Source organism: Enterococcus sp. BSD2780061688st2 D3, assembly GCF_005844145.1.
Lineage (GTDB): Bacteria > Bacillota > Bacilli > Lactobacillales > Enterococcaceae > Enterococcus_B > Enterococcus_B durans.
Window position 1 is genome coordinate 34,820 of the sequence record NZ_SPHN01000016.1, and the last position, 13,975, is coordinate 48,794.

7 protein-coding genes are annotated in these 13,975 nt (G+C 39.9%); 2 read left to right on the top strand and 5 right to left on the bottom strand.

Going from position 1 to position 13,975, the window contains the following annotated elements:
* Positions 1 to 236: 236 nt before the first annotated feature.
* From FGQ66_RS12030 to FGQ66_RS12055, 5 genes are all read right to left on the bottom strand, one after another.
* Positions 237 to 866 carry a hypothetical protein gene (locus tag FGQ66_RS12030; RefSeq protein ID WP_113846416.1) on the bottom strand — a complete coding sequence of 210 codons (630 nt, stop codon included), beginning with the start codon at positions 864 to 866 and terminating at the stop codon, positions 237 to 239.
* 1,045 nt (positions 867 to 1,911) lie between these two features.
* Positions 1,912 to 2,883: a biotin--[acetyl-CoA-carboxylase] ligase gene (locus FGQ66_RS12040; protein ID WP_016177783.1), complete on the bottom strand. Its 972-nt coding sequence runs from the start codon at positions 2,881 to 2,883 to the stop codon at positions 1,912 to 1,914.
* A 174-nt stretch (positions 2,884 to 3,057) separates the two neighbouring features.
* Entirely contained in the window at positions 3,058 to 3,861 is an 804-nt protein-coding gene (locus FGQ66_RS12045) for an ABC transporter ATP-binding protein (RefSeq protein ID WP_005881178.1), read from the bottom strand.
* A 2-nt stretch (positions 3,862 to 3,863) separates the two neighbouring features.
* Positions 3,864 to 4,769, bottom strand: coding sequence for an ABC transporter permease (locus tag FGQ66_RS12050; RefSeq protein ID WP_081135133.1), 906 nt, complete (start codon positions 4,767 to 4,769; stop codon positions 3,864 to 3,866).
* Positions 4,770 to 4,787: 18 nt separating this feature from the next.
* Positions 4,788 to 5,756, bottom strand: coding sequence for an ABC transporter substrate-binding protein (locus FGQ66_RS12055; RefSeq protein WP_081135136.1), 969 nt, complete (start codon positions 5,754 to 5,756; stop codon positions 4,788 to 4,790).
* A 739-nt stretch (positions 5,757 to 6,495) separates the two neighbouring features.
* Here FGQ66_RS12055 and rpoB point away from each other — a divergent pair.
* Both rpoB and rpoC read left to right on the top strand, forming a co-directional pair.
* Positions 6,496 to 10,113: a DNA-directed RNA polymerase subunit beta gene (rpoB, locus tag FGQ66_RS12065; RefSeq protein ID WP_005881184.1), complete on the top strand. Its 3,618-nt coding sequence runs from the start codon at positions 6,496 to 6,498 to the stop codon at positions 10,111 to 10,113.
* A gap of 79 nt (positions 10,114 to 10,192) precedes the next feature.
* Entirely contained in the window at positions 10,193 to 13,843 is a 3,651-nt protein-coding gene (rpoC, locus tag FGQ66_RS12070; RefSeq protein WP_016177781.1) for a DNA-directed RNA polymerase subunit beta', read from the top strand.
* The last annotated feature ends 132 nt before the right edge of the window (positions 13,844 to 13,975 follow it).

A 13,975-nucleotide genomic window follows, 5' to 3' on the forward strand; every position in this document is an offset into this window, starting at 1 on the left:
TGTGCGTAAGCGATCGCTACACATCGTCAAATCCAATTAAATAAATTGTTAAAAAGTTGTTGAGCTGACTAAAAGGATTTCTTTTTAGTTATACTCAGCAACTTTTTTGTCGAACCCTTAGCTGATGGATACGACCGTAGAATAACTTATGTTCTATAAAATAAAAAAAGAAACAAACATGCTTAAAATAGTGGGAGTTATTTCAAGCATGTTTCACAGCCAGAAGAAGTCAATGGTTATTTTGTTAAGGACTGATCTGTAGTTCGTGTGATAGCTGATCGGTGGTTTTGGCTGGTTTGCTGATTAGATGAAGTTATCGCTTGTTTTTTTACTTGATCGAACGTATGTAGAGGGACTCTTTTCTCACTGATAACTGCATTTTGTTTAGTATTAGTTATTTCCGATGGGTGCCTCGCTACTTCTTGCAAAAGATTTGCGATATGCGGTTTGATCTCCGAATGATTTTTTAACTGATTAGGTAAATTTTTTGAAAATTTGGTTATTTCTTGTTCAAGATTAGATATATTTTTTTGATATACTTCTCCTTTTTCATTTTCAAGCTTTGCTGGAGCTTGTTTTTGCGCTTTTATCTCTTGTTCGATTTTCTGTGCCTTCAAAATCGTCATGATGGTAAATGCGAGGGTGATCCATCCTTTTATTACAGGTAGTACTTGCATTGGTACATGATTTGAACGTGAAATTTGTTGACTCAACTTTGCAAGTTCTTGTTGTTTTTCTTCCAGAGCATACGCATCTTTAAACGCTTCGTTTTGTTCGATTTTTGCGCTTTTTTCTGATGTTCCTTTGTCTTGCTCATTTTCTTTCGAGGGAATGCTATCTTTCAACATATTTGTGATCCTAGCCATAATTAGGTACTCCTTTGTCATAATTGTTGACTTAACTCTAACATTGATGGTAAAGAATCGTACGCCAGAAATTTCTTCTTTTGGAAATGTTCAGACAAGGAAAAAACGTTCTTTCCTTTTTTTAAAAATTCTTGTTCTAGTGGTAAAAAAGATTCATGCTATAGTTTCAATTACCAAACCACTGTAAGAAAGGAAGATTTTTTTGAGGAAACAACTAGCGACTGATTTATCAAGAGTAGATGTAAATGAGATTTTGACTCAGCTTTTAACAAAAAAGAGTTATTTTTCTTTCAACGACATTGAAAAAGAATGTCAAAGAACGTTAACTACAGCTGATAAATTTTTGATCCGTTGTGTAGTGGTCAAAAAATTCAATTTGAATATTGAGTATTTAGCATCGAACCAGCTAAAATTTTATAGGAAAAAAGAATGTCTTTCTTGAGAAAAAACTGAATAAAAATGTTGTAATACTGTACAAAATAACAAGTTCATCTAATTATCATTTATTATAATGATAGAAGCAATGAAAGAAAAAAAAGGGGGCTGAAAAAAGCAAAAAATGTTGTTGTATAGAGGATGGTTTGAATATTTTATATACGTTATCTTTTTTTTGAACGGAAACGATTTCGGAAGTTGACACATGTATAAATAAAATGGGGTAATATACCTATGGCTAGATTTTGGGGAGATTTTTTTAAACAGATTCACTTGTTGACCAACTTTTATTGGCGGCAGAATTTCAGTTAGTAGAAAATTATCTGTAATTGGGGTAGGTAGTTTTCTTACAGTACGTCTAGTAATTATGGTAGATAAGAGCACATAGTATATTTATTGTAGTTTGTTAGTAAAACAATCGCACATAAACACCAGTCTTCAGTTTTACTCGTGAGTTGAAGACTAGGGAGGATAAACAACGAGATCATATAAAAGCAACCACCATTGAGAAAAAGCCGTCTATCACAGAAGTTTCCAAAATGAATTTCTGTGATAGACGGCTTTTTAATGTCACTATGTGAATAGTTGATCTACTAATAGCTGTTTTTTTCTAGATCGATTCGATCGCAGAAAGGCTGATTTCACCGGAGGAAAGAGACAAGGTTCCCTGTGGGGTCTCAACGATCAATTCGCCATGCTCCCCGATTTTTCTAGCGATACCTGTGTAAGAAATCCCTTTTTGTGTAAAGCTGACTTTTTTACCTAACACAAACGATCTTTCTCGATAGAGATTTAAATAAGCATCACTTGAATCTGAAAGATAAGTAAAGAAATTTTGCCAAATTTGACTGATCATTTCATTACGTGTAGTGGTTTTGTTTCCATCTGCAAATAGGGAAGATGCTTTGTTTTGGATTGCCTCAGGAAAATGTGCTTGAGGAATGGAGAAATTCATCCCGATTCCAATAATCACTGAACTGATTTCGCCAGATTCCATATCACTCACGGCCTCTGAAAGAATACCGCTGATTTTTTTGCCATTTAAATAAATATCGTTGACCCATTTAATTGATGCAGACTTGCCGGTTAATTCTTGGATCGCTTTTATACACGCACTGGCAGCGATGATCGTATATTGAGGTAACTCATCAAACCGTTGATTTGGATGTAGCAAAAGACTCATGTAGATTCCTTGGCCAGGCTCCGCAAAAAAAGGTCGACCAAAACGACCGTGTGCCTGTTCCTGTGTATCTGCTACCAATAAAACCGGATCCATCTGGTGTTGGGTAGCGAACAGTTTTGCATCTTTCATCGTTGATTCAGATTGCTTTAGGACCTGTACTTTTAAATCAGGGGCGAAATAGTGTAGTGCTTGGCTGATTTCTTGGGCGTCCAAAACATCAGAAGGGAGATAGCGGTACCCTTTTGCTTGATGCTCAAATTGATAGCCTGCTTTTTCTAATTCTTTGATCGCTTTCCAGATACTCGTACGGGAAACTTGTAATTGTTGGGCAATTTTTTCTCCAGAAAGGAACTCGGATGAATCCTTCAGTAATTGGAGGACTTTCTCTTTTGTCGCCATCATGATCACTCCTTTTCAGTTCATTGTATCAATAAGTGAAAAAGAACAAAATAATAACTTCAACAAACTCGTTGAAATTTAATCAAATGGATTTTATTAAAAAAAATACGTCAATTTAGCAAAATCGAAAAAAAGAATGATCTAAGCTAAATTGACGTATTTATTCAGAAAGGATCAAGAGAGTAATACTTGATCGTCTTTCAATGCTGTTCCGCTATTTTGTTTGAACATATCCAAGAGTTGAGGAACAGTTAATTGTTGTTTTTCTGCTTCATGGATGTCTACTACGATATTTCCTTGGTGTAACATGATCAGGCGATTCCCATACCGAATGGCATCCTCCATATCATGTGTGACCATGAATGCTGTCAAGTGTTGTTCGCCAATCAGTTTTTCAGTCAATTCCATGACTGTTTTTGAAGTGGCAGGATCAAGAGCAGCTGTATGTTCATCCAATAAAATCAGTTCAGGCCTTTGGAGTGTTGCCATCAGTAGAGTGATCGCTTGGCGTTGTCCACCAGAAAGCAAGCCGATTTCAGTTGTTAGTCGATCTTCAAGTCCCAGATTCAAACGGGCTAATTGTTCTTTGAAAAATGTACGATCCTGAGGTTTGACTCCGCGGAAGAAGCCTCGTTTTTTTCCACGTTTCATGGCTAACGCCAAATTTTCTTCGACAGTTAAACGGACAGCAGTGCCTAATTTAGGATCTTGGAACACGCGGCTGATGTCTTTTGAACGTGCCACGACTGATTTTTTAGTCAAGTCTTTCCCATTTAGCAACACACGCCCTTGATCTACAGAAAAGGAACCGGCAATACTGTTTAAAAGAGTAGATTTACCCGCTCCGTTCCCACCGATGATCGTTACGAAGTCACCAGGCTTCAAGGATAGATTGATCCCTTTAAGGACATGGTTCTCGTTGATTGTTCCTTTTTCGAAGGTATGATGAAGGTTTTCTAGCGTTAATACATCAGTCATTTTTATTTACCTCCTTTTGCTTTGGTACGTGTTGGTAGTTTTAATTTCTGTTGGATCTGAGGGAATGATAGACAGATAACGAGTACAAGTGCAGAAGCTAATTTTGAATCGCTTGGTTGTACGTTCAATTCAAATACTAATGCCAGGATAAAGCGGTAGATCACGGCTCCCAAGATGATAGTCAGTAAACGGAATAGCAAGGATTGATTTCTAAATAGTACCTCAGCAATAATGATCGATGCTAAACCGATGACGATCGTACCGATCCCTGAGTTTAGATCTGCGAAGCCATTGTTTTGGGCTAACAAAGAACCAGATAGAGCGATACAACCGTTTGAGATCATATAGCCAATGATTTTCATATTATCTGTGTTGATCCCATTTGCTTCACTCATGGCTAAGTTATCTCCCGTTGCACGAATAGCAAGACCCGTCTCTGTTCGTAGGAAAAGGACGAGCAAAGCCACCACGATCAAAGCAAAGATCAAGCCAACGATCAAAACAGCATTTTCTTTTGTCATGCCATAAGATTGGACCCAGTCAAAAACAGTCTTTTGTCCCAACAACGAGATATTAGGAGCACCCATCACTCGAGAAGTAACAGAATATAGACCAGTCATTGTAATGATCCCAGCTAATAAAGCGGGGATTTTAAGTTTCGTGTGAAGTAATCCGGAGACAAGTCCCGCTGCAGCTCCTCCTAAAAAACCTAAAAGACAAGCAAGGACTGGATGGATGCCTTTTGTTATACTCATTGCGGCAATCCCAGCACCTAGTGGGAAACTTCCTTCAGCAGTCAAGTCAGCGATATCTAAAATACGAAAGGTTAAGAATACTCCGATAGCAAGGAGTGCCCATAGGACCCCTTGCGAAGCGGATGATAAAAAAATTGAGATGAGATTTGTCATGATTGTCCTCCTATAGGTCTATTCAGCAGATTTGATCGTTGATGGATCGATCCCGATGGCTTTTGCCATTTCTTCGTTTACATACAATGAAAGATCATCTGCAGATTCGACAGGAAGTTCACTTGGTTTTTTACCATCTAAGATTTTTGCAGCCATTGCGCCTGTTTGTTTCCCTAATTTTTCATAGTCGATCCCAACTGTTGCTAAACCACCATCTTTGACTTGATCAACAGAACCTGCAACGATCGGTGTTTTCGTTTCTTTTGCTACTTCACCGACGACACTGGCTGCACTTGCAAAGGTATTGTCAGTAGGGATATAGATACCATCAACGTCTTTTGCTAAACTTTTTGTTACTTGTTGGACATCGTTTGTTGTATTTGCTGTTAAGACTTTGACTTTCACGCCTGCTTTTTTCAGTGCTTTTTCAGCTAGATCGCCTTGGATCTTAGAGTTTGCTTCACCATTGTTGTACATGATCCCGATTGTTTTTGCATCAGGCACGATGCTTAGTAATAAATCGATCTGTTTATCGATCGGTACCATGTCAGTTGTTCCTGTCACATTTCCGCCAGGTTTTTCATTAGAGGAAACTAAATGTGCTTGTTCTAAGTCTGTCACGGCTGTCACTGTGATTGGTATCGTTGTTGTTTCATTTAAAAGTGATTGTGCTGCGGGAGTTGCAATCCCTAAAAGCAAGTCTGGATCGTCTTTGACTAGTTTTTCGCTCATGCTCTTCAAGTTATCTTGATTATTTTGAGCATTTTGATAGTCGATGGTTAGATTATCGCCTTCTTTATAGCCGTTTTCTTTCAATCCTTCTTTGAAACCTTTATAAGCAGCATCTAGTGAATTGTGTTGTACAAGTTGTAAGACGCCGATTGTTTTTGTGTTATCTGCTTTTTCAGAAGAGTTCCCTGATGAACCACATCCTGCAAGTGCGAGTAGTAAAGCTGTTCCTAATCCGATCATTAATTTCTTTTTCATTTGTTTTTCCTCCTTAAATTTGAAAACAAAAAATCCATTTAGACAAAACGTCTAAATGGATCGGTCATCGAAATATATGAAAGTAAGTAAATACTTTGCACTCTTTCGCTCAGCCACTTAGCGTAATGTCTACGTGGCCTCTTGTGCAGTACAAAGTGCTTTAGCCATCATAGATACAAACTGTCGTTTAACGTTTGCACCCACGATCAATCATGAATACAAACCTATCTAAAGTAGCTAAAGTAAAAGTTATTCAGTTGTGTTGGTGTTAGTTGGTTGATTTTTATTTTCATAAAAAAGCCCTCCACAATTTGAATTTTCTCAAGTATAGCGGAGGGCCATCCCACTGTCAAGCAGAAATTTCAGAAAATTCTCAAAAAACACGAAATAAATTTTTAGAATACTATAGTAGGAAAAGATTAAGAAAATCTTGTGAAAAGTCAGAGGAAACGCCAGGAAGTGTTGACTTTTATGAAAAATGAGTGTAGTATATGAAGTTGCAAAAACTATCTGATGAAGTGAAGGCAGAAACGAAATATTGTCCGTTTCGGCTTTAATATAAGGAAACAAAAGTAGAAGCTCATGAAGAAATGGTTTCAAGAGAATGTTCTATTTTTGGTTTTTTTTTGCCTAAAAGCCGCAAAAAATGTCTGTTGTTACCTAAATATAATATTTTTAATATTATTGTAACAATTGATCGGGTAGTCTTTTTGAATGACATTTTAGAGGGGTGAAGAGCTTGGCTGGACACGTAGTAAAATACGGAAAACACCGCGAACGTAGAAGTTTCGCAAGAATCAGTGAAGTGTTGGAATTACCAAATTTGATCGAAATTCAAACAGACTCGTACCAATGGTTCTTAGATGAAGGACTAAGAGAAATGTTTGAAGACATTTTGCCAATCGATGATTTTAACGGCAATCTATCTTTGGAATTTGTGGATTATGAATTGAAAGAACCTAAGTATACTGTAGCAGAAGCTCGCGCACATGATGCCAATTATTCTGCGCCATTACATGTCACTTTGCGTTTAACAAACCGTGAAACTGGTGAAATCAAAGCACAAGAAGTATTCTTTGGTGATTTCCCATTAATGACGGAACAAGGAACATTTATCATCAACGGGGCAGAACGAGTAATCGTTTCTCAGTTGGTTCGTTCACCAGGCGTTTATTTCCATGGTAAAGTCGACAAAAACGGAAAAGAAGGATTCGGTTCAACTGTAATCCCTAACCGTGGTGCTTGGCTAGAAATGGAAACTGATGCAAAAGATATTTCTTACGTACGTATCGACCGCACACGTAAGATTCCATTGACTGTTTTAGTTCGGGCTTTAGGATTTGGCTCAGATGATACGATCTTTGAAATCTTCGGCGATAGTGAAACATTACGTAATACGATCGAAAAAGATTTGCACAAAAATGCAAGCGACTCAAGAACAGAAGAAGGTTTGAAAGACGTTTATGAACGTTTACGTCCAGGCGAACCTAAAACAGCGGATAGCTCACGTAACCTATTGAACGCTCGTTTCTTCGATCCAAAACGTTACGACTTAGCAAATGTTGGTCGTTACAAAGTAAACAAAAAATTAGACTTGAAAACACGTCTATTGAATTTGACTCTAGCAGAAACATTGGTCGATCCAGAAACTGGCGAGATCATTGTTGAAAAAGGAACTGTTTTGACTCACCAAGTGATGGAAACACTTGCTCCTTTCATCGAAAATGGCTTGAATTCAGTGACTTACTACCCATCAGAAGACGGTGTAGTGACTGATCCAATGACTGTCCAAGTGATCAAAGTCTTTTCACCAAAAGATCCAGAGCGTGAAGTAAATGTCATCGGTAATGGCTATCCAGAAGCACCTGTGAAAACAGTGCGTCCAGCAGATATCATTGCTTCAATGAGCTATTTCTTGAACTTGATGGAAGGCATCGGCAATGTAGACGATATCGACCATTTAGGAAACCGTCGTATCCGTTCAGTCGGCGAACTTTTACAAAATCAATTCCGTATCGGGTTAGCTCGTATGGAACGTGTGGTACGTGAAAGAATGTCGATCCAAGATACAGAAACATTGACACCACAACAATTGATCAATATCCGACCAGTTGTCGCAAGTATCAAAGAATTCTTTGGTTCTTCTCAGTTGTCACAGTTCATGGACCAAACGAATCCTCTTGGCGAATTGACACATAAACGTCGTCTTTCAGCCTTAGGACCTGGTGGTTTGACACGTGACCGTGCGGGTTATGAAGTCCGTGACGTTCACTATTCTCACTATGGCCGTATGTGTCCGATCGAAACGCCTGAAGGTCCGAATATTGGATTGATCAATAGTTTATCTAGCTATGCAAAAGTAAACAAATTTGGATTTATTGAAACTCCTTATCGTCGTGTTGACCGTCAAACGGGTCGTGTAACAGACCAAATCGATTATTTGACAGCCGATATCGAAGACCATTACATCGTTGCCCAAGCAAACAGCCCATTGAATGAAGATGGCACATTTGCTCAAGACGTAGTTATGGCTCGTGCACAAAGTGAAAACTTAGAAGTGTCAATCGATAAAGTCGACTATATGGACGTTTCTCCTAAACAAGTAGTTGCGGTAGCGACAGCATGTATTCCTTTCTTGGAAAACGATGACTCCAACCGTGCCTTGATGGGTGCCAACATGCAGCGACAAGCTGTACCGTTGATCAATCCACAAGCTCCATGGGTTGGTACTGGTATGGAATATAAATCAGCACATGACTCAGGTGCTGCATTATTATGTAAACACGATGGAGTAGTTGAATTCGTTGATGCTTCTCAAATCCGTGTTCGTCGTGATAATGGTGCATTAGATAAATATGATATTACGAAGTTCCGCCGTTCAAACTCAGGAACAAGTTACAATCAACGACCAATCGTTCATTTAGGCGAAAAAGTTGAAAAAGGCGATACATTAGCTGATGGACCTTCTATGGAACAAGGTGAAATGGCTTTAGGACAAAACGTTCTTGTCGGTTTCATGACTTGGGAAGGGTATAACTATGAAGATGCGATCATCATGAGCCGTCGTTTGGTAAAAGATGATGTGTATACTTCGATTCATATTGAAGAATATGAGTCAGAAGCTCGTGATACAAAATTAGGACCTGAAGAAATCACTCGCGAAATCCCTAACGTTGGGGAAGACGCATTGAAAGACTTAGACGAAATGGGGATCATCCGTATCGGTGCAGAAGTGAAAGATGGAGATCTACTTGTTGGTAAAGTTACGCCAAAAGGGGTTACTGAACTATCAGCAGAAGAACGTCTATTGCATGCGATCTTTGGTGAAAAAGCTCGTGAAGTCCGCGACACTTCTTTACGTGTACCACATGGCGGTGGCGGGATCGTTCACGATGTGAAGATCTTTACTCGTGAAGCTGGCGATGAATTGTCACCAGGTGTAAACATGTTAGTTCGTGTCTATATCGTTCAAAAACGTAAAATCCATGAAGGGGATAAAATGGCCGGTCGTCACGGTAATAAAGGGGTTGTTTCCCGTATTATGCCGGAAGAAGATATGCCATTCTTACCAGATGGAACACCGATCGATATCATGTTGAATCCTCTAGGGGTGCCATCACGTATGAATATCGGACAAGTATTGGAATTGCATTTAGGGATGGCTGCTCGTCAACTAGGCATCCACGTTGCAACACCAGTCTTTGATGGTGCAAGTGATGAAGACGTTTGGGAAACTGTTCGTGAAGCTGGTATGGCTAGCGATGCGAAGACTGTTCTTTATGACGGTCGTACTGGTGAACCATTTGATGGCCGTGTGTCTGTCGGCGTGATGTACATGATCAAGCTTGCCCACATGGTTGATGATAAATTGCATGCTCGTTCAATTGGACCTTACTCATTGGTTACACAACAACCGTTGGGTGGTAAAGCACAATTTGGTGGACAACGTTTTGGGGAAATGGAAGTTTGGGCACTGGAAGCTTACGGTGCAGCATATACCTTACAAGAAATCTTGACTTACAAATCAGATGATGTTGTCGGTCGTGTGAAAACATACGAAGCAATTGTTAAGGGTGAACCAATTCCAAAACCAGGCGTTCCAGAATCATTCCGAGTATTAGTAAAAGAATTACAATCACTTGGTTTGGATATGCGTGTCTTGGATATCAAAGATGCTGAAATCGAACTTCGTGATATGGATGACGAAGACGATGATTTGATCACCGTTGATGCATTGACTAAATTTGCGGAACAACAAACTGCAAAAGAGCTAGAGAAAAAAGCTGCAGAACAAGTAGAAGATGAACGACAAGATGTCATCCAAAACTTTGAAACCGCAGAAGATAAATTAGACTAATCCGGTCTATGAGCTGTAAGGCGGTCGATGATCAGCCGCCTTGCGGTTTTGCCATTAAACGAAATGGAGGGAACCCCTTTTGATCGATGTAAATAAATTCGAAAGTATGCAAATAGGTTTGGCTTCTCCCGAAAAAATCAGAAGCTGGTCTTACGGTGAAGTAAAAAAACCTGAGACGATTAACTATCGTACCTTAAAACCTGAACGCGAAGGGTTGTTCTGTGAGCGGATTTTTGGTCCTACAAAAGACTGGGAATGTGCCTGCGGAAAGTACAAACGTATCCGTTATAAAGGAATCGTTTGTGATCGATGCGGTGTGGAAGTCACACGTTCAAAAGTTCGTCGTGAACGTATGGGACACATTGAATTAGCAGCACCTGTTTCACATATCTGGTACTTTAAAGGTATTCCTTCTCGTATGGGTCTTGTATTAGACATGAGCCCACGCGCACTAGAAGAAATCATTTACTTTGCTTCATATGTGGTCATCGAACCTGGAAACACAAACTTAGAGAAAAAACAATTGTTGACTGAACGCGAATACCGCGAAAAACGTGAACAATATGGACAAGAATTCCAAGCAGCTATGGGAGCAGAAGCAATCAAACAATTACTTGATAATGTTGATTTAGATGCTGAAGCAGCTGAATTAAAAGAAGAATTGAAATCTGCACAAGGACAAAAACGTACACGTGCGATCCGTCGTTTGGACATTTTAGAAGCTTTCCGTGCTTCAGGAAATGAACCAAGCTGGATGGTCATGGATGTTATCCCTGTCATCCCGCCAGATCTACGCCCAATGGTCCAATTAGAAGGTGGCCGTTTTGCGACAAGTGACTTGAACGACCTTTACCGTCGAGTAATCAACCGTAATAACCGTTTGAAACGTTTGTTAGACTTGAACGCTCCTGGTATCATCGTTCAAAATGAAAAACGTATGTTACAAGAAGCTGTTGACGCATTGATCGATAATGGTCGTCGTGGCCGTCCAGTTACTGGACCAGGTAACCGCCCATTGAAATCTCTTTCTCATATGTTGAAAGGGAAACAAGGTCGTTTCCGTCAAAACTTACTTGGTAAACGTGTGGACTATTCAGGTCGTTCGGTTATCGTTGTTGGACCATTCTTGAAAATGTATCAATGTGGTCTACCAAAAGAAATGGCGATCGAATTATTCAAACCATTTGTGATGCGTGAACTTGTTCAACGTGAACTTGCTTCAAATATCAAAAATGCGAAACGTAAAATCGAGCGTCAAGAAGACGAAGTTTGGGATGTCCTAGAAGACGTAATCAAAGAACACCCAGTTTTACTTAACCGGGCACCTACGCTTCACAGACTTGGTATCCAAGCATTTGAACCAGTATTAGTTCAAGGTCGTGCAATCCGTTTGCATCCACTTGTATGTGAAGCTTACAATGCCGATTTCGATGGAGACCAAATGGCTGTCCACGTACCATTGAACGAAGAAGCACAAGCAGAAGCACGTATGTTGATGCTCGCTGCTCAAAACATTTTGAATCCAAAAGACGGTAAACCAGTTGTAACTCCTTCTCAAGATATGGTGTTAGGTAACTACTACCTAACGATGGAAGAAGAAGGACGTGAAGGCGAAGGTATGGTCTTCCGTGATCAAAATGAAGCCGTGATCGCATGGCGTAATGGCTACGTTCATTTACATTCACGTATCGGTGTGAACCCTAATTCACTAGGTGAAAAACCATTTACTGAATGGCAAAAAGAACGTACGATGATCACAACTGTTGGTAAGATCATCTTTAATGAAATCATGCCACCAGAATTCCCTTACTTGAATGAACCTACTGACTTCAACTTAACAGTCCAAACACCGGATAAATATTTTGTTGAAGCAGGTACAGATATTCCGGCACACATCAAAGAGCAAGAATTAGTCTTACCATTCAAGAAGAAAAACTTAGGAAATATCATCGCAGAAGTCTTCAAACGTTTCAAAGTAACAGAAACTTCTAAGATGCTTGACCGTATGAAAGACTTAGGGTACAAACATTCCACTCATGCTGGTATCACAGTGGGTATCGCAGATATCAGTGTACTAGATGAAAAACAAGGAATCATTGAAAATGCCCATAAACAAGTTGAAACAATCACTAAACAATTCCGTCGTGGGTTGATTACTGATGATGAACGTTATGAACGCGTAATCGCTGTTTGGAACGCTGCCAAAGACAACATCCAACAAAAACTGATGGAAAGTCTGGAAGCGAAAAACCCAATCTTCATGATGTCTGATTCTGGAGCCCGTGGTAACATCTCCAACTTTACACAGCTTGCTGGTATGCGTGGATTGATGGCTGCCCCTAACGGACGAATCATGGAATTGCCGATCATTTCAAACTTCCGTGAAGGACTATCTGTCTTGGAAATGTTTATCTCTACTCACGGAGCGCGTAAAGGAATGACCGATACAGCCTTGAAGACAGCCGATTCAGGTTATCTAACTCGTCGTTTAGTAGACGTTGCCCAAGACGTAATCATTCGTGAAGAAGATTGCGGTACAGATCGAGGGCTTGAAATTCAAGCGATTCGTGAAGGAAACGAAATCATTGAATCACTAGAAGATCGTTTGATTGGACGTTACACACGTAAAGAAGTCCGTCATCCTGAAACAAATGAAGTGATCATTGCTGGAAATCAATTGATTTCAGAAGATGTTGCAAAACAAATCGTTGATGCAGGTGTTGAAACAGTAACGATCCGTTCAGTCTTCACATGTAACACAAAACACGGTGTCTGCAAACATTGTTATGGACGTAACTTGGCAACTGGCTCTGACGTTGAAGTCGGAGAAGCAGTTGGTACGATCGCCGCTCAATCAATCGGTGAACCAGGTACTCAGTTAACAATGCGTACGTTCCATACGGGTGGGGTTGCCGGAGACGATATCACTCAAGGGCTTCCTCGTGTCCAAGAAATTTTTGAAGCACGTAATCCGAAAGGGCAAGCCGTGATCACAGAAGTAACCGGAGATGTCATCGACATTTCAGAAGACGCTGCGACACGTACAAAAGAAGTAACGATCAAAGGGAAAACAGATACACGTACGTATACTGTTCCTTATACAGCTCGTATGAAAGTTGCTGAAGGCGATATGATCCATCGTGGAGCACCATTGACAGAAGGTTCGATCGATCCTAAACAATTGTTACAAGTCCGCGATGTATTGTCTGTTGAAAACTACTTGCTACGTGAAGTACAACGCGTATACCGTATGCAAGGGGTAGAAATCGGAGACAAACATATCGAAGTAATGGTTCGTCAAATGTTGCGTAAAGTTCGCGTAATGGACCCAGGTGATACAGAAATCTTACCAGGAACATTATTAGATATCGCAGATTTCAAAGACCAAAACTACAATACGTTAGTAGCCGGCGGTGTTCCTGCAACATCTCGTCCAGTCTTACTAGGTATTACAAAGGCTTCATTAGAAACAAACAGCTTCTTATCTGCTGCATCATTCCAAGAAACAACTCGTGTCTTGACGGATGCTGCTATCAGAGGGAAGAAAGATCCACTTCTTGGTTTGAAAGAAAATGTTATCATCGGTAAGATCATCCCAGCTGGTACTGGTATGTCACGTTACCGCAACATGGAACCAAAAGAAGTCGGTGTAGCAAGTGAAAATGTTTATAGTATTTCAGACATCGAAGCACAAATGGCTGCAGAAGATGCAATGAATGAACAAAAATAAGCATAACGTGTAAGTAAAGCGGTCGGAACAGAAGGATTCAACAAGAAATGGCTTCTGTTCTCCCTTGTTACTCGAACTAGAGGATGTGATAAAATCTATCACATCCTCTTTTTTTTGAATAAAATAGTGGTC